16 protein-coding genes are annotated in these 19996 nt (G+C 71.9%); 8 read left to right on the plus strand and 8 right to left on the minus strand.

What is annotated here, in order from left to right; translation table 11 throughout:
- Window positions 1–31 precede the first annotated feature (31 nt).
- From araD to BLW76_RS37890, 3 genes are all read left to right on the plus strand, one after another.
- Window positions 32–1744: an L-arabinonate dehydratase gene (gene araD, locus BLW76_RS37880; protein ID WP_091316657.1), complete on the plus strand. Its 1713-nt coding sequence runs from the start codon at window positions 32–34 to the stop codon at window positions 1742–1744.
- A 128-nt stretch (window positions 1745–1872) separates the two neighbouring features.
- On the plus strand, window positions 1873–3657 hold the full coding sequence (locus BLW76_RS37885) for a VanW family protein (RefSeq protein WP_091316659.1): 1785 nt from the start codon (window positions 1873–1875) through the stop codon (window positions 3655–3657).
- A 51-nt stretch (window positions 3658–3708) separates the two neighbouring features.
- Window positions 3709–4908: an MFS transporter gene (locus tag BLW76_RS37890; RefSeq protein WP_091316661.1), complete on the plus strand. Its 1200-nt coding sequence runs from the start codon at window positions 3709–3711 to the stop codon at window positions 4906–4908.
- 461 nt (window positions 4909–5369) lie between these two features.
- On the opposite strand, the gene BLW76_RS37895 is transcribed toward BLW76_RS37890, so the two are convergent.
- Window positions 5370–5678 carry a hypothetical protein gene (locus BLW76_RS37895; protein ID WP_091316662.1) on the minus strand — a complete coding sequence of 103 codons (309 nt, stop codon included), beginning with the start codon at window positions 5676–5678 and terminating at the stop codon, window positions 5370–5372.
- Between the two features lie 210 nt (window positions 5679–5888).
- On the opposite strand from BLW76_RS37895, the gene BLW76_RS37900 reads away from it, so the two are divergent.
- Window positions 5889–7163, plus strand: coding sequence for a diguanylate cyclase (locus BLW76_RS37900; protein WP_091316664.1), 1275 nt, complete (start codon window positions 5889–5891; stop codon window positions 7161–7163).
- Window positions 7164–7167: 4 nt separating this feature from the next.
- Here the strand turns inward: BLW76_RS37900 and BLW76_RS37905 are convergent, their stop codons facing one another.
- Window positions 7168–8520, minus strand: coding sequence for a TrpB-like pyridoxal phosphate-dependent enzyme (locus tag BLW76_RS37905; protein ID WP_091316666.1), 1353 nt, complete (start codon window positions 8518–8520; stop codon window positions 7168–7170).
- A gap of 66 nt (window positions 8521–8586) precedes the next feature.
- On the opposite strand from BLW76_RS37905, the gene BLW76_RS37910 reads away from it, so the two are divergent.
- Window positions 8587–9261, plus strand: a complete 675-nt coding sequence (locus tag BLW76_RS37910; RefSeq protein WP_091316668.1) for a dienelactone hydrolase family protein — start codon at window positions 8587–8589, stop codon at window positions 9259–9261.
- On the opposite strand, the gene BLW76_RS37915 is transcribed toward BLW76_RS37910, so the two are convergent.
- The 4 genes from BLW76_RS37915 to BLW76_RS37930 all read right to left on the minus strand — a co-directional run bounded on the left by BLW76_RS37915 (window position 9262) and on the right by BLW76_RS37930 (window position 12267).
- Window positions 9262–9837 carry a sigma factor gene (locus tag BLW76_RS37915; protein ID WP_244170497.1) on the minus strand — a complete coding sequence of 192 codons (576 nt, stop codon included), beginning with the start codon at window positions 9835–9837 and terminating at the stop codon, window positions 9262–9264.
- Window positions 9838–9880: 43 nt separating this feature from the next.
- A complete protein-coding gene (locus BLW76_RS37920; RefSeq protein ID WP_167384871.1) occupies window positions 9881–10636 on the minus strand; it encodes a PCRF domain-containing protein in 756 nt (251 codons plus the stop codon).
- A 7-nt stretch (window positions 10637–10643) separates the two neighbouring features.
- Window positions 10644–11570, minus strand: coding sequence for a class I SAM-dependent methyltransferase (locus BLW76_RS37925; protein ID WP_244170498.1), 927 nt, complete (start codon window positions 11568–11570; stop codon window positions 10644–10646).
- A gap of 385 nt (window positions 11571–11955) precedes the next feature.
- On the minus strand, window positions 11956–12267 hold the full coding sequence (locus BLW76_RS37930; protein ID WP_091316672.1) for a hypothetical protein: 312 nt from the start codon (window positions 12265–12267) through the stop codon (window positions 11956–11958).
- A 231-nt stretch (window positions 12268–12498) separates the two neighbouring features.
- Here BLW76_RS37930 and BLW76_RS37935 point away from each other — a divergent pair, with 231 nt between their 5' ends.
- Entirely contained in the window at window positions 12499–13836 is a 1338-nt protein-coding gene (locus BLW76_RS37935; protein WP_244170499.1) for a ferredoxin reductase family protein, read from the plus strand.
- Window positions 13837–13880: 44 nt separating this feature from the next.
- Here the strand turns inward: BLW76_RS37935 and BLW76_RS37940 are convergent, their stop codons facing one another.
- Both BLW76_RS37940 and BLW76_RS37945 read right to left on the minus strand, forming a co-directional pair.
- Window positions 13881–16328 carry a glycoside hydrolase family 3 N-terminal domain-containing protein gene (locus BLW76_RS37940; protein ID WP_091316675.1) on the minus strand — a complete coding sequence of 816 codons (2448 nt, stop codon included), beginning with the start codon at window positions 16326–16328 and terminating at the stop codon, window positions 13881–13883.
- A 120-nt stretch (window positions 16329–16448) separates the two neighbouring features.
- Window positions 16449–17351 carry a DMT family transporter gene (locus tag BLW76_RS37945; protein ID WP_091316677.1) on the minus strand — a complete coding sequence of 301 codons (903 nt, stop codon included), beginning with the start codon at window positions 17349–17351 and terminating at the stop codon, window positions 16449–16451.
- Window positions 17352–17434: 83 nt separating this feature from the next.
- Here BLW76_RS37945 and BLW76_RS37950 point away from each other — a divergent pair, with 83 nt between their 5' ends.
- On the plus strand, window positions 17435–18328 hold the full coding sequence (locus BLW76_RS37950) for a LysR family transcriptional regulator (RefSeq protein WP_091316679.1): 894 nt from the start codon (window positions 17435–17437) through the stop codon (window positions 18326–18328).
- A gap of 140 nt (window positions 18329–18468) precedes the next feature.
- Complete coding sequence (locus BLW76_RS37955) at window positions 18469–19956, plus strand: non-reducing end alpha-L-arabinofuranosidase family hydrolase (protein WP_091316680.1); 1488 nt, start codon at window positions 18469–18471, stop codon at window positions 19954–19956.
- Window positions 19957–19996: the final 40 nt, after the last annotated feature.

Raw genomic sequence — 19996 nt, forward strand, 5'->3', positions numbered from 1 at the left:
CGATCGTATATCAGATGCCATACTGGATCGCATGAAGCGACCCGAGGAACTCCGCAGCCACCGGTGGTTCGGCGGCGACGAACTGCGCACCTTCAGCCACCGCGCCCGCGGCCGCCAGCTCGGCTACAACCCGGAAGAGCACCTCGGCAAACCCGTCATCGGCGTCCTCAACACCTGGTCGGACATCAACCCCTGCCACATGCACCTGCGCGAACGCGCCGAGCAGGTCAAACGCGGCGTCTGGCAGGCCGGCGGCTTCCCGCTCGAGTTCCCGGTCGCGACGCTGTCGGAGACCTACCAGAAGCCGACGCCGATGCTCTACCGCAACCTCCTGGCCATGGAGACCGAGGAGATCCTCCGGTCCTACCCGCTCGACGGCGCCGTCCTCATGGGCGGCTGCGACAAGACCACACCGGCGCTGCTGATGGGGGCGGCCAGCGCAGGGCTGCCCGCGATCTTCGTCCCGGCCGGGCCGATGCTGCGCGGGCACTGGCGCACCGAGGTCCTCGGCAGCGGCACCGACATGTGGAAGTACTGGGACGACAAGCGCGCCGGCCTGATCGGCGACGCCGAAATGTCCGAACTGGAACACGGGCTCGCCCGGTCGCCGGGGCACTGCATGACCATGGGGACGGCCTCGACCATGACGTCGGCCGCCGAGGTGCTCGGCGTGACGCTGCCGGGCGCCGCGTCGATCCCCGCCGTCGACTCGGCGCACCACCGGATGGCCGCCGCCAGCGGCGCGCGGATCGTCGACATGGTCTGGGAGGACCTCACCATCACGCAGGTGCTGGACAAGCGCGCCTACGCCGACGCGATCACCACCGTGCTCGCGCTCGGCGGCTCGACCAACGCCGTGATCCACCTGATCGCGATGGCCGGCCGCAGCGGGATCGGCGTCTCGCTGGCGGACTTCGACGCGATCGCGCGGCGCGTGCCGGTGCTGGCGAACATCCGGCCCGGCGGCGCCTGGCTGATGGAGGACTTCTACTACGCCGGCGGCCTGCCCGGGCTGCTCTCGCGGCTGACCGACCTGCTGCACCCCGAGCGGCCCACCGTCACCGGCCGCACCCTCGGCGAGAACCTCGCGTCCGCGCGCGTGCACGACGACGACGTCATCCGCACGCGGGACAACCCGGTCGCCGCCGAGGGCGGGGTCGCGGTGCTGCACGGCAACCTGGCGCCGTCGGGGGCGGTCATCAAGCACATCGCGGCCGAGCGGCACCTGCTGACGCACACCGGCCCGGCCGTGGTGTTCGAGAACTACGCCGACCTCAAGAAGCGGATCGACGACCCGGCGATCACCGCGGACTCGGTGCTGGTGCTGCGCGGCTCCGGCCCGCTCGGCGGCCCCGGCATGCCGGAGTACGGGATGCTGCCGATCCCCGCGCACCTGCTCGAACAGGGCGTCCGGGACATGGTCCGCATCTCCGACGCGCGGATGAGCGGGACGAGCTACGGCGCCTGCGTCCTGCACGTGGCGCCCGAGTCGCACGTCGGCGGCCCGCTGGCCCTGGTCCGCGACGGCGACCTGATCACCTTGGACGTTCCGGCCCGGACACTGCGGCTCGAGGTGTCCGATGAGGAACTGGCCCGGCGGCGTGCGGAGTGGACGGCCCCGGCCCCGCGCTTCGAGCGTGGATACGGCGCGCTCTACAGCGACCACATCACGCAGGCCGACGAGGGCTGTGACTTCGACTTTCTCGCCCGGCCGGGGCGAAATCCGGAACCCGACGCGCGGTGAGGTTGCCCCGTTCACTGATCCGTGACCGGTTGATCCCCCGTTAGGGCGAGTCGTTCGGCTTGTCCGGGTGCCCCGTACGCTGTTCCTGTCACCGACGCAACCCGGTGCCGCGTTGAAGGGGTGGAGAGTTGCCGTACGAACCGCACTGGCCCGACTCGCACGGCGAGCAGACCGACGTCCTGCCGGCCGTCCGGCCCGAGCCGCAACCGGACCCGGGCACGGCGAAGCGCTCCTTCCGCAAGGCCGGCTTCATCGCGGGCGGGGTGTTCGGCCTGCTCGTCGCGGTGTACGGCATCGACCTGCTGATCAGCCAGGGCAGCGTGCCGCGGGGTGTGACCGTGGCCGGCGTCGACGTCGGCGGGATGGGCCGCGAGGCCGCCGAGCAGGAGCTGCGCGGGAAGATCGAGCCGCGGCTGACGCGCCCGCTCGCCGTCACCGCCGGCGAGTACCAGGGCACGCTGTCGCCGACGCTCGCCGGGCTGAAGCTCGACTGGCCGCAGACCCTCGACCAGGCCGGCGAGCAGCCGCTGAACCCCTTCACGCGGCTGTCCTCGCTGTTCTCCAGCCGCGAGGTCGGCGTCGTCAGCCACTCCGACCAGGCCAAGCTCACCGCCGCGCTGGAGACGCTGCGCGGGCAGGTCGACCGCGAACCGGTCGAGGGCACCGTGAAGTTCGAGGGTGCCGAGCCGGTCGCCGTGCCGCCGAAGACCGGGCAGAAGCTCGACGTGGCGGCCGCGACCGCCGCCGTCGTCGAGAAGTGGGCGAGCGGGGAGACCCTGGCGCTGCCGGTCGCCAGCACGCCGGTCCGCACCACGCCCGAAGGCGTCCAGGCGGCGCTCGACGGGTTCGCGCGCCCCGCCGTCTCCGGCCCGCTGGTGGTCAAGGGCGAGGGCAAGAACGCGACCGTGAAGCCGGAAGCGATCGCCGCGGCCATCACGTTCGAGCCCGCCGACGGCGGCGGGCTGACGCCGAAGATCGACAACGCGAAGATCGCCGAAGCCGCCGGGCCGCAGCTGAAGTCCACCGAGAAGGAGGGCAAGGACGCCACCGTCGTCTTCGAGGGCGGCAAGCCCACGGTCGACCCCTCCACCGACGGCCGGACCGTCGACTGGGACCCCAGCCTCAAGCCGCTGCCCGACGTGCTGAAGAAGACCGACGGCCGCGAGGTCCCGGCGATCTACAAGGACAGCCCGGCGAAGGTCACCACCGAGCAGGCGAACCAGCTGGGCATCAAGGAGGTCGTCGGCGAGTTCACGACCCAGAAGTTCGCGGCCGACTCCGGGGTGAACATCCGGACCGTCGCCCAGAAGGTCAACGGCGCCATCGTCAAGCCCGGGGAAACCTTCAGCCTCAACGGGTTCACCGGTCCGCGCGGCACCGCCCAGGGTTACGTCGAGGCCGGCGTCATCAAGGAGGGCGCGCCCGGCCGCGAGGTCGGCGGCGGCATCTCGCAGTTCGCCACCACGCTGTACAACGCGGCGTACTTCGCGGGCCTGAAGGACGCGGGGCACAAGGAGCACAGCTACTACATCAGCCGCTACCCCGCCGCGCGCGAGGCGACGGTGTTCCAGAACCCCAACGGCTCCAGCGTCATCGACCTCAAGTTCACCAACGACGCGCCGACCGGGATCGCGATCCAGACGATCTGGACGCCGTCGTCGATCACCGTGAAGCTGTGGGGCACCAAGCGCTACACGGTCGAGTCGATCGAAGGCGCGCAGACCAACCAGAACGACCCGCCGACCAAGCCGGGCCCGGCGGAGAACTGCCACGCCTCCAACGGCGCGCAGGGGTTCACCACCAGCAACACCCGCGTGCTCAAGGACGTCAACACCGGCCGCGAGGTGAGCCGGTCGACCCGGACCGTCCACTACAACCCGCAGCCGAAAATCGTCTGCGGCGGAGGTCAGTGACCTCCTAACGGACGTTCACGCTGGGCGTCCGCGGCGGTACCCTGGGTGCCCATGACGGCACGGGCGGCAGGGTTCCGGGACGTCCTCGCCGTGACCGAGTTCCGGGCGCTGTTCGCGGCCCAGCTGGTCTCGGTCACCGGTGACCAGCTGGCCAGGGTGGCGCTGTCGATCCTGGTCTACGACCGCACGAACTCGCCGGGCTGGGCCGCGCTGACCTACGCGCTGACGTTCCTGCCGGACCTCGTCGGCGGGCCCCTGCTGTCCGGGCTGGCCGACCGTCACCCGCCGCGGACGGTGATGGTCCTGGCGGACGTCCTGCGGGCGGGCGCGGTGGCCGCGATGGCGGTGCCCGGCCTGCCGCTGCCGGCGGTGGCGGCGCTGCTCGTGGGCGTCCAGCTGTTCAACCCGGTGTGGAACTCGGCGCGCGCGGCGCTGCTGCCGCAGGTGCTGCCGGGCGAGCGGTTCGTGCCGGGGATGAGCCTGCTGATGATGCTGGTGCAGGCGGGCCAGGTGGCGGGCTTCGCCCTCGGCGGCCTCCTCGTGGCGGCCGTCGGTACGAGCGGCGCCCTCCTGGCGGACGCGGCGAGCTTCGCGGTTTCGGCCCTGTTCCTGACGGCCGGCGTGCGGCCCCGGCCCCCACAGGCCGCCCCGGACGTCCGGTGGTGGGCCCACATCAGGGCGGGCTGGACGGTGGTGGCGGGCGACCGCCGCCGGCTCGCGCTGGTGGCACTGGGCTGCGTGTCGGGGATCTACATAGCGGGCGAAGCGATCGCGGCCCCGTACGCGGCGGAGCTCGGCGGCGGCGCGGCGGTGGTCGGGCTGCTGCTCGGGGCGTACGCACTGGGGAACGTGTTGGGCATGGCGGCGCTGTCTCGTGTCCCGCCGGCTTTTCGGGCTCGATTGCTGGGCCCGCTGGCGGTGCTGGCGTGCGCGGCGTTGCTGGGGTGCGCGCTGCGACCGGACCTGGTGGCCACGTTGGTGGTGTTCACGCTGTCCGGGGTGGCCAGTTCGTACAACTTGATCGCGAACACGACGTTCGTGCAGCTCACGCCGGACGCCCAGCGGGCACAGGCGTTCGGGTTCGCGTTGACGGCGCTGCGGGTGTCGCAGGGGCTGGGCGTGGTGCTGGCCGGGGTGGCGGCCGAGCGGGTGGCCCCGCACGGTGTCGTTGCCGGAGCGGGCGCGATCGGCGTGGTGGCGGCGCTGGGGGCGGGTGGTTTGTGGCGGCGGGCGCAGCTGGGGGCCGGGTGAGCGGTGCCGGTCCCCGGGTGGGACGCGAGTGAGGGGCGCGATTTCACGCGGCCGACCTGCGGCGGGCGCGGGCGGCACTTCCGCTGAGCGGCGCAACTCGCGCAGCCGACCTGCCGCGGGCGCGACCCGCCACTCTCGCCGAGCGCGCAACCCGCCCAGCCAACCTGCGGCGGGCGCGACCCGGCACCCCGCCGAGCGGCGCAACCCGCGCACCCAACCTGCCACAGGTGCGACCCGGCACCCCCGCCGAGCTGCGCGATTTCACCGTGGCAGGTGCGGCACCGGCCCGGCGGCGCCGCGGCCGGCGCAATCGGCCCGGCTTCGGCTGGGGGCGCCGCCCCGTGACTGAGCAGCCCCCGATTTCCACGCTACCGCCGGGCACCGACAGTTTCGGCCCGCTCCCGGCCCAAACCGGCCCGGATCCCCGGTGACCGGCACGAAAGCCGGTCACCGGGCTCTGGTCAGGACCGCGTCCAGTCGGTCGGGGCCTGGCGCGGCGTCCAGTCCGTCGGCAGCTCCCGCGGGGTCCAGTCCGTCGGCACCTGCCGCGGGGTCCAGTCCGTCGGCAGCTGCGCTGGCGCGACGCCGGGCCGCGTCCAGTCGGTCGGCAGCTCGCGGGCCGTCCAGTCGGTCGGCAGCTGCCGCGGGGTCCAGTCGGTCGGGATCGCGCGGGTCCAGTCGGTGGGGAGCCGGCGGGTCCAGTCGGTCGGGCGCTGGCCACGGCGGCCGCGGGACGGGACGATGTTGCTGCCGGTCAGGAAGTGCGACATGGTTCTCTCCTGTTTTGTGAGTGATCTGGCACGGTGCGTAACCGGACCGTAGCCTGACCGGCCTAGTGACACACCGCGTTCATTCGATTACAGTGACGAATTCTGCGAAGAGTTTCATCCTGAGCAGAAGGGCGTTTCGTGGGATTGTCCGGGTCCCCAGGGCGAAAGCCCAGCTCAGAACGTCCACGATCAGGTATCCGAACGTGGGCGATGTGGAAGCTGGCCACTCCGGTGTTCGGCTACGTCCTCGTCGTCGACGCGCTGGCGCTGCTCGTGGTCGTCTCGACGACCGCGCTCGTGCCGGTCACCACCCAGTCGCTGCTCTGGTGTGGCCTGATCCTCGCCGGCGAGATCGTGCACCTCGAAGCGGCGCAACGCATCGAGCGCATCCGCGAGCTCGCCGCCGACGGCCGTCCCCACATGCACCTGCAGTCGATCTGGATCTTCGCCGGGCTGCTCCTGCTGCCTCCGCCGCTGGCCACCCTGGTCATCGTCGTCAGCTACGTCCATTCGTGGGTCCGCGTCTACAAGCGACGCGGCGTGATTCACCGGAAAGTGTTCTCCGGCGCCACCGTGATCCTCGCCTGCGCCGCCTCGGGGGCCGTGCTGTGGGCGGGCACCGGGCAGCTGGCCCCGTACGTGCCCCACCTGGACGGCTTCGGCGGGATGCTCGCGCTGCTGGTGTCCGGGATCGTCTACTTCGGACTGAACTACGTCCTGGTGATCGTCGCGATCCTGATGAGCAACCCGGGAAAGCCGCCGCGGCAGGCGTTCGGCAACCCGTCCGACGTGCTGATCGTGCTGGCCGCCGTCGGCGTCGGCTGCGGGATCGCGCTGGTGATGACGGTCCGGCCGTGGCTGCTGCCCGTGCTCATGGTGACGCCGGTGGCGCTCCACATCGGCCTGCTGCTCCCCCAGTTCCAGGCGGCCGCGCGCACGGACTCCAAGACGGCGCTGCTCGCGCCGGAGTTCTGGGTGCAGCTGGCCCGCAACGAGCTGGCCCGCGCGGCGGAACTGTCCTCGACGGCCGGCGTGCTGATGATCGACATCGACCACTTCAAGGCCATCGACGACGGCAACGGCCACCTGGCGGGCGACGAGGTCCTGCGCGCGGTCGCGGCGGCGATCCAGGGCTCGGTCCGCGGCGGCGACTACGTCGGCCGCTTCGGCGGCGACGAGTTCGTCGTCCTCCTGCCGGGCACCACCAGCGCGGAGATCGCGTCCGTCGCGGACCGCATCCGCACGGCGATCGCCCGGATCGAGGTGCCGGTCCCGGTGATCCGCCCGGGCAAGCCCGAGGTGATCAGCGGCCTCACGGCGTCGATCGGTGCGGCGGTGTACCCGGAAACCGCCACGGAGTACACGATCCTGCTACAGGCCGCGGACGACGCGGTGTTCGAGGCCAAGGCGGGCGGCCGCGACCGCGTGGTCCTGGCGACCGCCCGCACCGAGCTGACCCGCCCGGAGATCCCGGACGTCCTCTGACGGCCTACGGCAGCGTCGCCAGCGACTCCTCGAGCGTCGCCTCGGACAGTTCGTCGTCCACCATGGACCCGGCCAGGTAGGCGCCGTAGGCGGGCAGGTCGAGGTGGGCGTGGCCGCACAGCGCCGTGAGGATCACCTTCTCCTCACCGGTTTCCTTGCACCGCAACGCTTCCTGGATGCACGCCGCGAGCGCGTGGGTCGGCTCGGGAGCCGGGATGATGCCCTCGGACCGCGCGAACCGCACGCCCGCCGCGAAGCACTCCTGCTGCCCGATGGCGAGCGCCTCGATCAGGCCGAGCTCGTAGATGTGCGAGATGAGCGGCGACATCCCGTGGTACCTCAGCCCGCCCGCGTGGATCGGGTCCGGGATGAACTCGTGGCCGAGCGTGTGCATCTTGAGCAGCGGCGTGAGCCCGGCCGTGTCGCCGAAGTCGTAGGCGTACCTGCCGCGCGTCAGCGACGGGCAGGCGGCCGGCTCGACCGCGCGGATCACCGGGTTCATCCGGCCGGCCAGCTTCTCGCGCAGGAACGGGAAGGCGAGCCCGCCGAAGTTGGAGCCGCCGCCGGTGCAGCCGACCAGCACGTCCGGGGTGTCGCCGGCCAGCTCGAACTGCTTCAGCGCCTCCTCGCCGATGACGGTCTGGTGCAGCAGCACGTGGTTGAGCACGCTGCCCAGCGCGTACCGCGCGTCCGGGTCCTGCGCCGCCTGTTCGACGGCTTCGCTGATCGCGATGCCGAGGCTGCCGGTGGAGTCCGGGTGCTGCTTGAGGATCGCGCGACCGGACTCGGTCAGCTCGGACGGGCTCGGGTGGACGGTCGCGCCGAACGTCTCCATCATCAGCTTGCGGTAGGGCTTCTGGTCGTAGGAGGCGCGCACCTGCCAGACCTCGCACTCCAGCCCGTACTGGGCACAGGCGAACGCGAGCGCGCTCCCCCACTGGCCGGCGCCGGTCTCGGTGGTCAGCCGCGTGACGCCTTCGGCCGCGTTGTAGAACGCCTGCGGCACAGCGGTGTTCGGCTTGTGGGAGCCGACCGGGCTGACGCCTTCGTACTTGTAGTAGATCCGCGCCGGGGTGCCCAGCGCCTTCTCCAGCCGTCGCGCGCGGAACAACGGCGACGGGCGCCAGAGCCGGTAGACCTCCCGCACCTCCTCCGGGATGTCGACATAGCGATCAGTCGTCACTTCCTGGGCGATGAGCGCCTGCGGGAACAGCGGCGCGAGGTCGTCCGGGCCGACGGGCTCGCGCGTGCCGGGGTGCAGCGGTGGCGGCGGGGGCTCGGGCAGGTCGGGGATCACGTTGTACCACTGGGTGGGGAGATCGGCTTCGTCCAGGACGTACTTGGTCTGCTCAGCCATCGAACCTCCTTGGTCGGCACCTCAACTTAGGACGCTCCCGGCCGCGGAACCAGTACGGTGACCCGGATGGAGAACGTGCTGGAAAACCTTCCGCTGTGGCTTCCCCCGTCCGGACGCGGTCCGGGCCTGGTGCTGATCCAGGAGATCTTCGGCCTCGACGACTACCTCCGCTCGGTCGCGGCGGAACTCGCCGCTTCCGGGTACGTGGTGGCGGTCCCGGAACTGTTCTGGCGGACCGCGCCCGGCTGGTCGTCGACGCACGACGAAGCGGGCGTGGCGGCGTCGATGGCGGTCATGTCGTCCTTCGACCCGGCGCTGGGGCTTTCCGACGTCCTGGCCACGGTGGCCCACCTGCGCTCCCTCCCCTCGGTGACGGGTGGCGTGGGCGTCCTCGGCTTCTGCCTGGGCGGCTCGCTGGCCTTCGCGGCGGCCGCCGAGGGCGACCCGGACGTCGCGGTGTCGTTCTACGGCTCCACGGTGGCCGCGCAGATCGAGGGCCTGGACCGGATCGAGTGCCCGATCCAGTTCCACTTCGGCGGGCAGGACCCGTACATCCCGCGCTCCGACGTGGCCGTGGTGGAGGCGGCCGTGGCCGCCCACCCGGGTGCGGAGATCCACGTGCAGGAGGACGCCGGGCACGCGTTCCACAACAACGTGGCGCCGATGTTCCACCACCCCGAGGCGGCGGCCCGCGCCTGGGAGCTGACCACCGGGTTCCTGCGGCGCACGCTGCCGGCGTAGTCAGCCCAGGCCGGCCGCCTTGCGCAGCAGGACGGACCGTTCGCGTTCGTTGGCGCACAGCCGGGCCGCCAGCTCCAGCTCGGCGCGCGCTCCCGGCGACGGCCGAGGCGGGCCAGCAGTTCCCCGCGCACGGTGGGGAGCAGGTGCGAGCCGGTCGGCGGCGGCCAGCTCGTCCACGATGGCCAGTGCCGGTTCCGGCCCCGAGGCCATGGCCACGGCGACGGCCCGGTTGAGCACGTCGTCGTCGATCCGGTCGGGATCGACGTCCTCGGGGTGCCGGCCCAGCTCCGGGTCCGTGGCGAGCACGGCGTGGCGGTCCCGGAGCGCGGCCCGGCGGCGGATGGCGTCGATCGCCCGCCGCCGGGCGGTGGTCATCAGCCAGGCGGCCGGATCGGCCGGCGCGGCGGCAGGCCACGCCACGAGCGCCTCGGCGACCGCCTCCTGCGGCGTCCTCGGCCAGCCCGAAATCCCCGGTGAACCGGGTCGGCGCGGCCACGATCCGCCCGCCTTCATGGCCGCGTTCGACTCGTCGGTGCCCCGCATGATCAGCAGGTCCTGGTCGAACGAGCCGGCCACGGATCGACACGGCCGCGGAGGAATTTTCGGCGGGCCGGACCCGTCATTCAGGTCGCGGTCCTGGCGCCTCGGCGGCCAGCAGGGCGCGGACCTGCCTGATCGCGGCCGCCTTGGCCTCGACCGAGCAGGTGCCCGTCCCCCGGACCTGGATGCCCGACGGCAGGTGGGTCACCCAGACGTGCGGCGGCTGCTCCGGCTGTCGCGTGCAGTAGAGATCGAGGCGCAGGTCCTCGGGCGGCGGATCGTCCGGTTCCTCCGGGCCCTCCGGCACCACGGTCACCCGGGCCGACGCCTCGTCCGGCAGGACGCCCCGCCCGGTCTCGCGCTTGAGTGCTCCCCACGGTCCCTCGGCGCCCTCGTGGGCCACGACGGCGAACGCGGCCACCCGCCCGGGCCGGCCGCCCAGGTGCTGCACGCTCCAGTTGCGTTCCTCCGCGAGATCGCGATACCGGCGCACGAGCAACGCCACCTCTGGCGCGTCGCCCTCGACGAAGACGACCACGTCGAAGGGGTCCCGGGGATCCCGCACGGCCAGCCGGGCGGCAAGATCGTCCCGCAGCTCGGCGGCCTCCGCGGACAACCGGTGCGCCTCGGCCTCCCACGCCAGCTCGACAGCCGCCGCCAGATCTTCTTCGACCGCCCGCAGCCGGACGGCGGCCGCGTGCAGCGGCCCGAGCTCCGCCAGGCAGCGGCGCAACCGGCGGGCCCGGAGGTGGTCGCGCAGGACGGCGGGGTCGGCCAGGGCCGATTCGAGGGCGGCGTACTCGGACAGCACGTCTTCGGACACCGGCCTCGTCATGAGCCCATCATGCGGCATCCCGGCGGGCCACCACCCGGTACGCGTTGGACCACCCGCGTTTCCGGCCGAACGGTGCGCTGACCCGGTCCACGATCGAGGCCAGCACGAACAACGGCACGCACGCGACGAACGTGGCCTTGCGCAGGATCCGCCGCCACCGCGCCGGCGGGGCGTCCCGCCACGCAAGATCCTCGCCGGCGATGGTCAGGGCGTTGACCGCCATCAGGGAAGCGGCCAGCACGTCGATCGCGTCGTGCGGCTCGGCGCGCTGCTCGGCGACCACAGTGAAGCCGAGGCCGGCCAGCTCCGCACGGAGGTTGCCGAGCGGCATCAGGTTCAGGTGCTGGGGTTGCAGCCAGGGCAGCCACCACCGGCCGAGCAGCTGCGCCCAGCGGCATTCCGGATCGGGCAGCTCGATCGCCAGCAGCCCGCCGGGCCGCAGCGCCGTCCGCGCCGCCGCCAGCTCCCGCCGGGGTTCCGCGGTGTGTTCGAGGTAGTGGTACATGCTGACGACGTCGTAGCGCCCGGCGAGGTCTTCGGCCAGGTCCACGAACAGGCCCCGGTAGCCGGTCCGGATCCGGCCCTGCGCACGCGCCAGCTCGACCCCGTCGCCGAGATCGAGACCGTCGAACTCGACCCCGGGCAGCACGGCGGCGGCTTCCGCGCAGAAGTGCCCGTGCCCCGTGCCGACGTCGAGCCACGCACCCGCCGCACCGTTGTCCCGGGCCAGCTCGGCCCGGGAGCGGTAACCCGCCCGGTTGCCGGCGAACATCGCGGTCATGTTCTTTTCGCCGAGCCCGTCGTAGCAGTCCCGGTAGTAGAACTCGAGCCCGGCCGGGTTCAGCCGCGGGTTCTGGAAGACGTGCCCGCAGTCCCGGCATTCGTCGAGCCCGAACCGGCCCGGCTTGTGCTGCAGCAGATCGGTGGTCCGCACCCGCCCGCGAACGGCAGCGGAGTCACACCACGGACACCGGGCCCGCCGAGGCTCGAAGAACCGATCGACCCCACCGGCCAGGTCAGCCAGATAGCCCGGCCGACGCGAGGCGACCGGATCGGCTGGCGCTTCGTCCTCGATCATGGAGGCGGAGCCTAACGCGCGCACCACCCGTGCGTGCACCGTCGAACGGACGAAGTTGCGTGCCTGCCACCGCTCGAAGGCTCTGGCCGGCCGGTTCGGACTGTCGCCCCACCGACCGCCGGGGAGACCGAAGCGATGTTCGGCCGCGTCGAAGACGAGTGGTCGCGTCGCCCGGTGGTGCCGCAGCGCCGCCGTAACGGCAGAACGGCAGAACGGCAGAACGGCGATGACAGCCGACAGGTCAGTGCTCCGTCATCGCGACGAACCGAGCTACTTCGATGATCAGCAGCAGGTAGCCGAGCACGAGCGCGGTGGTCGAGCGTCCGCGGCACCTCGCGCCCGCGTGGGCCCTCCGCAACCCGAGATGACCGAAGCTGATCGAGAGCAGGGGCAGGATTACCGGGGCCAGGACCGAGAACGTTTGGTAGTACAGGGCTTCGCCGACGTCTCCGTCGAGGCCCGGTCGGCCGTAGGCCCCGAGGAAAGCGATCCAGCCGAGCACGCCGAGCACCAGCGCTGCGGTGGCCACCTTCGTCGACGGCAGTTCGTTCATGACGTGACGGTAATCAGCCGGTCGCGGGACCGGTCCCGTGTCCGGCCCGCAGCTACTTCGCGTTGTTCAAAGGACCGTGGCATGAGCTGTGGACCCCGTCCGGCTGGCGGCCGACCAGCAACCTGCTGAGGGCGGGACGCCGCCGGGACGGCGTACTCTCCATGGACCCACCAGCGGCCGGCCAGGCCGCCGGGGCTGGAGTGATGACGCATGGACACGAGAGGGCTGAGGGTGGACGCGACTGCATCCCGGGCGCCGCAACACCCCGTACCGCCCGCCGTCGCGGCTCGGTGGGCGCTGGGGACGTTCGTCCTCGGCAACCTGGTGATCGTCGAGATCCTGTTCTTCACCGCCGGGACCGGCAAGAACAGCGTGCTCACCGTGGCGAAGTTCGTCGGCCTGCATGCCGCCGTGGTGCTGCTGTTCCAGCTGCTGCTCGTGGCCCGGCTGCCGTGGCTCGACCGGCGGATCGGGATGGACCGGCTGACCGTGTGGCACCGGTGGGTCGGCTTCACCCTGCTGTGGACCATCCTCACCCACGCCGTGCTGGTGGTGCTCGGCTACGCGCTCCTCGACGACGCGTCGATGGTCAAGACGTTCTTCGCGCTGGCCGGCGTGCCGGCCTCCCTGCTCGGGATCGGCGCCGCGGCGATCGTCGTCGTGGTGGCCGCCGTCTCCGTGCGGCCGGTGCGCCGGCGACTGCGGTACGAGACCTGGCACGGCGTGCACCTGCTGCTGTACCTGGCCTTGGGGCTGGCGTTCGTCCACCAGCTGCTGGAGACCACGACCTTCAGCTCGTCCTGGTTCGCGAAGGCGTACTGGTGGCTCCTGTGGCTGTTCGCGTTCGGCGCCCTGGTCACCGGCCGGATCTTGGTTCCCCTGTGGCGCAACGCCTATCACCGGTTCCGGGTCACGGCCGTCACGCCGGAGGCGGACGACGTCGTTTCGGTGTCCGTCACCGGCCGCCACCTCGACCGGTTCCCGGCTCGGGCCGGCCAGTTCTGCATCTGGCGGTTTCCCGGGCACAACCGCTGGTGGCAGGCGAATCCGTTCTCGCTGTCGGCGGCACCCGACGGCCACACCCTGCGCCTGACGGCCAAGGCGGTCGGCACGACCAGCGCCGGCCTCCGGGACGTCCCGGTCGGGAGCCGCGTGTTCGTCGAGGGGCCGTACGGCGCGTTCACCTCGGTGCACCGGACGCGGCCCGGCGCGCTGCTGATCGCCGGCGGGGTGGGGATCACGCCGATCCGGGCCCTGCTGGAAGAGGAACCGGCGGGCGACGTCGTCGTGCTCCACCGGGTGCGCAGCGAAGCCGGCGCCGTACTGGCCGACGAGGTGCGGGCCCTGGTCGCGGACCGCGGTGGGCGGCTGCACCTGCTCACCGGGCGCACGAGTGATGGCGCCACGCCGTTCGCGCCGGACAGCCTCCGCGCGCTGGTCCCCGACATCGCCGAGCGGGACGTGTACGTCTGCGGCCCGCCGGCGATGACCTCGGCGGTGCTCGGCGCCCTGCGCGAGCTGGACGTCCCCGCCCGGCGCGTGCACTCCGAGCGGTTCGGCCTGGCCTGACGGGCTTGCGGGGGCAACGCCGGCGCGTCGCCCCCGCACCCGTGCTACCGGATCACGAACGGCGCCGACACGTCCACCGCGTACGGCGTCGTGCTGTTCTTGTTGAGCTGCAGCACGTAGTTGCCCGGCACCACGACCGGCGGGCCGGACGCGTTGATGTCGCCCGCGCTCGCGGCCAGCGCCGACGCCGGGAAGGACACGCGCACGACCTGGGACCGGCCCGGGTCCAGCGTCACCCGCGCGAAGCCGACCAGCCGTTGCGGCGGGACGACCACCGGGCTCACCGGCTGGGCCACGTACACCGGCACGATGTCGGTGCCCGCGCGGGTTCCGGTGTTGGTGACGGTGAACGTCGCGGTGGCCGTGCCGTCGCGCGCGACCTTCGGCGTCACCGCGAGGTTCGTGTGGGTGAACGTCGTGTACGACAGGCCGTAGCCGAACGGGTATTGCGGGTTGTAGGCGTTGCCCTGACCGGACGCTGTGCTGGGCAGCTGGTCGAAGAACTTCGGCTGGTCCCCCAGCGGGGACGGCGCGGTGCCGGCGAAGTCGCCGCCGACGGCCGGTGCGTCGGACGGCCAGCTGATCGGCAGCTTGCCCGCCGGGTTCACCTTGCCGAACAGCACATCCGCCACGGCCGTGCCGGTTTCCGTGCTGCCCTGGTAGGCCATCAGCACCGCGTTCGCCTGCTTCGCCGGGCCCAGCCCGACCGGACGGCCCGCGACGACCACGACGATCACCGGCTTGCCGGTCGCCTCCAGGGCCGAGATGAGGGCCTGCTGGTCGGGCGGCAGCGCCGGTGCCGGGTTGTCGCCCAGCCCTTCCGCGTAGGCCTTCTCCCCCACCACCGCCACGTAGGCGCTGGTGTCCGCCGCGGCCGCGACGGCGCTCGCGGTGTCCGGCGCGTAGACCGCGGCCGGGTTCGCGGCCCGGATGCCGTTCAGCACGGTGGTGCCCGGCGGGATCTGGTTTTCGGGGCCCATGCAGCACACGTGCCCGGCGCCCGCCACGCCCTGCCAGCTCACGCTCCAGCCGCCGAGCTGGTTGGTCATCGAGTCCGCGCTCGGGCCGGTCACGACGACCTTCGCGCCGGCCGGCAACGGCAGCGCGTTGTTTTCGTTGCGCAGCAACGTGATCGACTCCCGCGCGGCCTTCAGCGTCTGGTCACGCCCGGCGGTGACGGCGGCGTTGGCGGCGTTCGCGTCGACGCAGGGCTTCGCCGGGTCGGCCACGCACGGCTGGTCGAACAGGCCGAGCTGGAACTTCAGCGTGAGGATCCGGCGCACGGCCTGGTCGATCCGCGCGCGCGAGATCTTGCCCGTGTCGACGGCCTGCAGGATCGCGGCCTGCCACCCGGCCGCGTCGGAGACCTGCATGCTCATGTCGACGCCCGCGTTCACGGCGGCGGCGATGGCACCGGACAGGTCCGGCGCGATGTGGTAGGCGGTCTGCAACGCGGCGACGTCCTGGTAGTCGCTGATCACGACACCCTGGAAGCGCATCTGGTTGCGCAGGATGTCGGTCAGCAGGTAGCGCGACGCGGTGGCGGGAACGCCGTTGATCGAGCCGGAGTTGACCATGACGGTGCCGGCGCCCGCGTCGATCCCGGCGGCGTACGGCGGCAGGATCGTCGTCTGGAGGTAGTTCATCGGGAGCAGCGCCTCGGCCCGGTCGTGGCCGTTGATCGACTGCGAGTAGCCGGCGAAGTGCTTGACCGTCGCGCTGACGTTCAGCTCACCGCGCTTGCCGGGCGCCTGCATGCCCTTGATGTTCGCGGCGCCCAGCGCGGCCGAGAGAGCCGGTTGCTCGGCCCAGGTTTCGTAGGTGCGGCCCCAGCGGTTGTCGCGCGCGATGTCCTGGACCGGGGCGAAGTTCCAGGTCCAGCCGGTGGCGCGCAGGGCGTCCGCGGTCGCCTTGCCGCCGGCGTGGGCGAGCGCGGGGTCCCAGGTGGCGCCCATGCCGATCGACTGTGGGAACAGCGGCGCCTGCCACGGGTGGCCGAAGCCGTGCACCGCGTCGACGCCGAACACGACCGGCAGGTGCAGGCGCGAGTTCTTGATCGCGAACTGCTGGATGATGTTGTACTCGGTGGCCCAGTCGTAGCCGGTGTTGCCGACGCCGCCCTTGCCGGTGGTGTCGACGGGGTTTTCGGTGCCGCCCGCGAGGATCGAACCGACGTGCGCGTCGACGAGGATCTTCCGCATGCAGTCGGGATTGGGCATGTTGAAACCGTTGTTGCCGCACGTGGTGCCGTTCGGGTCGGTCAGCGTGGAGACCAGCTGCTGATCCATCTGCCCGACCTTTTCGGGCAACGTCATGGCCTGCAGCAGCGCCTCGACCCGCGCCGGCACCGGCCGCCGGGCATCCAGCCATGGCGCGGCGCCCGGATCGACGGCGGCGCTGCTACTGGCGGCGAACGCGGGAACCGCGAGCAGGACCGCCGCCGCGAGCACCGTGACGGTGACGCGGGTACTGCGTCTGTGTTTGCGGAACACCTGACCTCCTTCAGCCGTGGTCGGCACGGACCGGCCGCATGGGTGCGAGCGCACCGTAGGCACCATTCCCCTGGTGCGTAAAGCGCCGAACGGCCGAGGAGGTGTCACGCAGCTTGGGCGTCACCGCTTGCGGGAGATGGCCACCCCGGTCAGGCAGAGCGCCCCGCCGACAAGGCCGTACAGCGTGGGGATCTCCCCCAGCAACAGCCACGACAACAGCACCGACGCGGCCGGCACCGCGTAGGTCACCGCCGACAGGCGACCGGCGTCCATGCGGCGCAGTGCGTACGCCCATGCGGTGAAGCCGATCGCCGTGGGGAACACGCCCAGGTACGCGGCGCCGACCACCGCGGACGCCGGCGCCGCCCGGAGTTCGGCCACCAGCTGGGGTGCCCACGGCAGCAGCACCACCGTGGCGACGACGCAGCCGAGCCAGATCGCCGTGAGGCCGTCGACGTGGCGCAGTGCCACCTTCTGGATCATCACGCCCGCGGCGTACAGCGCGGCGGCCAGCAGGCACAGCAGGACGCCCGCCCAGTTGCGCTGGCCGGTCGCCGACGTCGCGATGAGCGCCGCGCCGCCGAGCGCCACCAGTGAGCCGACGACGAGGGACCGCGAGAAGCCTTCGCCGAGGAACTTCCCGGCCGCGACCGCGACCAGCAGCGGCGCCAGGTTGACCAGCAGCGCCGCCGTGCCCGCGTCGACGTGCTGCTCGCCCGCGTTGAGGGCCACCGTGTACCCGGCGAGCCACACCACGGCGTAGGCCGCGACCAGCAGGAACGCCTTGCGTGTCAACCGGACCCGGACCGGCCGCCGGGTCAGCGCGATCGCCGTCAGTGCGACGGCCGCGACGGCGAGCCGCAACAGCGCCAGCGGTCCCGGGGACAGCGCGTGCCCGATGCCGCGGATGGCGACGAACGACGAACCCCACAGCACGACCGCGAGCCCGGCGGCCACCGCGATCTTGGCGAGTTCGGTTTTGCCGGGGCCGGCCGGGCGGGTGGTTTCGAGGAGTTCGGTCACCCCGGCATCGTCACCCGAGGCGTCTGTACAGCACAAGCGATTAGTTCTGGACGTCCGTTAAGCAAGCCTGTACATTCGCACCCATGCTGGACATCCCCCGGCTCCGCGTCCTGCGGGCGGTGATCGCCACGGGCTCGATCCGCGCGAGCGCCGCCTCGCTCGGCTACACACCGTCGGCCGTGAGCCAGCAACTCGCTGCCCTGCAACGGGAAACCGGGCTGCAGCTGTTCGAGCGATCCGGCCGCGGCATCGAGCCCACGGCGGCCGGGCGGACCCTGGCCGCCGAGGCCGACACGCTGTTCGAGGCCTTCAGCCGGGTCGAGCGGGTGGTCGGCGACCTGCGCGCCGGCCGGGTCGGCAGCCTGTCGATCGGCTACTTCGGCTCGGCCGGCGCGACGTGGCTGGCGCCGACCGTCGCCGCGCTGCGCGCCGAGTTCCCGGACCTCCGGCTCGACCTGCTGCTGACCGAGTTCACCCCGGGCGACCCGGACGTCGACATCTTCGTGGAGGAGACCGGCACCGAGCGCCCGGGCACCGTCGAGGTCCGCCGGCTCGCCGACGACCCGTACTTCGCCGTCGTCCGCGCCGACGACCCGCTCGCCGGGCTGCCGCAGGTGCCGCTGGCGGACCTCGCGCGGCGGCACTGGGTGGACAACGACCTCCGCGAGGGGCCGTGCCGCCAGGTGCTGCTCAACGCGTGCGCCCAGGCCGGGTTCTCGCCGAGTTTCGTGGTGGAGACCCACGACTACCGGACGGCGATGTCCTTCGTGGCCACGGGAATCGGCCTGACCGTGGTGCCGTCGCTCGGCATCGGCGAGCTGCCGGCGGGCCTGACGACCGTCGCCTTGGTGGCGCCCACGCCGGTCCGGCACCTGGGGCTCGCGGTGAAGAAGTCGATTGCGCAGCACCCCGCCGCCCGGCGCGCCGTCGAATTGCTCGAAGGTCTTGTCTTCGCGGGCCGATCCCGGGCAAGCTGATTGCCGCAGCACCGAAACATCGGCTCGAAACTCACCGTTCCCGCAATGCTCCGGTTGATGCCCGGCACGTTCCGCAAACGCAATTGTTAGCGCTAACAATCCGGGCGTCACGCATCACTGACGATGAATGGAGAACCACCATGGGCCCGATGGGGCAAGCCCCGCCGCACCGTGCCGGGCGGAGCCGCGCGAGGCGGACGCTGATCGCCGGGCTCACGACCGTTCTCGCGGCCACCGCGGCGGTCGTGTCCGGCGCCGGTGCGGCGTCGGCGGCGACCGTCGACACCACCGCGTGGTACCTGCTCCTCAACCGCACCAGCAGCAAGGCGATGGACGTCTCCGGGGTCTCCACCGCCGACGGCGCCGCGGTCCACCAGTGGTCCCGCCACGACGGCGCCAACCAGCAGTGGCAGTTCGTCGACTCCGGCAACGGCTACTACCGGCTGAAGTCGAAGAACTCCGGCAAGGTCCTCGACGTCGCCGGCCGGTCGACCGCCGACGGCGCGAAAGTCCAGCAGTGGACGGACCTCAACGGCACCAACCAGCAGTTCCGCCTCGCCGACTCCGACGGCGGCTACGTCCGCCTGCTCAACCGCAACAGCGGCAAGGCCGTCGAGGTCACCGGCGCCTCGACCGCCGACGGCGCGGCCGTCGTCCAGTACGGCGACCGGCAGGGCGCCAACCAGCAGTGGCAGCTCGTCCGGGTGGGCGACACCGGCTCGTGCTCGCTCCCGTCGACCTACCGCTGGTCTTCGACGGGCTCGCTGGCCGACCCGAAATCGGACTGGATCGCGCTCAAGGACTTCACGAACGTCGTCCACAACGGCAAGCACATCGTCTACGGGTCGACCGTGAACGCGTCGGGGTCCTACGGTTCGATGGCTTTCGCGTCCTTCACGAACTGGTCCGACATGGCTTCGGCCGGCCAGACGGGAATGACCATCGGCAATGTCGCGCCGACGCTGTTCTATTTCGCGCCGAAGAACATCTGGGTGCTCGCCTACCAGTGGGGCCCGACCACGTTCAGCTACCGGACGTCGAGCGACCCCACCAACCCCAACGGGTGGTCGTCGCCGCAGGAGCTCTTCACCGGGACCATCCCCGGCTCGGCGCCGCTGGACCAGACGCTCATCGGCGACGGCACGAACATGTACCTGTTCTTCGCCGGTGACAACGGAAAGATCTACCGGGCGAGCATGCCGATCGGGAACTTCCCCGGCAGCTTCGGCTCGAACTACACCACGATCATGAGCGACACGACCAAAAACCTCTTCGAGGCCGTCGAGGTCTACAAGGTCCAGGGCCAGAACCAGTACCTCATGCTCGTCGAGGCGCGGGGGACGAACGAGGACCGCTTCTTCCGCTCGTTCACCGCCACCAGCCTCAGCGGCACGTGGACCCCGCAGGCGGCCACCGAGAGCAACCCGTTCGCGGGCAAGGCCAACAGCGGCGCCACCTGGACCAACGACATCAGCCACGGCGACCTCGTCCGCACCAACCCCGACCAGACCAAGACCGTCGACCCCTGCCACCTGCAGCTGCTCTACCAGGGCAGGAGCCCGAGCTCCGACGGTCTCGACTACAACAAGCTGCCCTGGCGGCCCGGCGTGCTGACGCTGCAACGCTGATCGGCCGGCCGCCCTCACCCGCACCGGGTGGGGGCGGCCG

The sequence above is a fragment of the Amycolatopsis tolypomycina genome (assembly GCF_900105945.1).
GTDB classification, from domain to species: Bacteria; Actinomycetota; Actinomycetes; order Mycobacteriales; family Pseudonocardiaceae; genus Amycolatopsis; species Amycolatopsis tolypomycina.